At 65.8% G+C, this 1,192-nt stretch carries 2 protein-coding genes; both read left to right on the forward strand.

The window, feature by feature from the left end:
• Positions 1-40: 40 nt before the first annotated feature.
• Positions 41-535 (forward strand): GNAT family N-acetyltransferase, encoded by a 495-nt coding sequence (locus A3728_RS12925; RefSeq protein WP_067924413.1) that lies wholly within the window; start codon positions 41-43, stop codon positions 533-535.
• A 31-nt stretch (positions 536-566) separates the two neighbouring features.
• Positions 567-1,192 (forward strand): TerB family tellurite resistance protein (locus A3728_RS12930; RefSeq protein ID WP_067924411.1); only part of this gene is annotated, 626 nt, incomplete at its 3' end.

Below are 1,192 nucleotides of genomic sequence, written 5' to 3' on the forward strand. Positions count from 1 at the left end.
CGGCACGCTTCGCGACCCCCCGCGGCGAAAGGACGCTGGCGTGAGCATCCGGGCCGCCAAACCGGAAGACGCCGCCGCCATCGCGTCGATCTGGAACGGCATGATCGCGGGCAGCCTTTTCACCTTCACCAACCAGCTCAAGACCGAAGCGGAGATTCGCGCACTGATCGAGGCGCGCCCTCGCGCCGTCTGGCTGGCGGAGGCGGACGGGCAGGGCGGATTGGCCGGGTTCGTAACCTATGGAACTTTCCGCAACGGCCCCGGCTATGCGGCCACGGTGGAACATTCCATCGTGCTGGCCGAAGGGGCGCGGCGCAGCGGCACGGGCCGCCGCCTGATGGAACGCGCCATGGCGGAGGCCGCCCAACAGGGCATGCACGTCATGGTCGCGGGCATCAGTGCCGTGAACAGCGGCGCGGTCGCGTTCCATTCAGCACTCGGCTTTGTCGAAGCGGGCCGTTTGCGCGAAGTCGGGCGCAAGAACGACCAGTGGCTGGACCTCATCCTGATGCAAAAAACGCTGACATCGGACTGACTTCCGCTGTCGCAGCCTATATGGTCCTCCAATGTCGATCTGGTCACGCATCACCAAGGCGCTGTCTGCGCTCACCGCGGGGGAAGGGCTGTCAGCGGTCTTCGACCGGCTGCGCACGCCTCCCGAACGGTCGATCGCCTTTACCATCGCCGTGATCGCGCTGGGTGCCAAGATGGCCAAGGCGGATGGGCAGGTCACCCGGGACGAGGTCACCGCCTTTCGGCAGGTTTTCCAGATCGCCGATGAGGATACCCAGAATGCCGCCCGGGTCTTCAACCTTGCCCGGCAGGACGTGGCGGGCTTCGAAGATTACGCGGCGCGCATCGCGCGCATGTTCTCCGACCAGCCGGAGATGCTGCGCGACCTGATGGAGGGGCTCTTTCACATCGCCATGGCGGACGGCACCTACCACCCGAACGAGGACGCCTTTCTCGAACAGGTCAGCCGCATCTTCAATCTGGACGAGGCCGAATTCGCCTCACTCCGCGCGCGATTCGTACCCAATACCTCCCCCTTGCCCCATACGGTGCTGGGCCTTCCGCCCGGTGCCTCGAAAGACGAGGCGCGGCGCGCCTATCGCAAGCTGGTACGCGACAACCACCCCGATGTGCTCATTGCGCGCGGCCTGCCGGAAGAGGCGATCATGCTGGCCCAGAA

It is taken from the genome of Sulfitobacter sp. HI0040 (assembly GCF_001634885.1).
Taxonomy (GTDB): Bacteria; Pseudomonadota; Alphaproteobacteria; order Rhodobacterales; family Rhodobacteraceae; genus Sulfitobacter.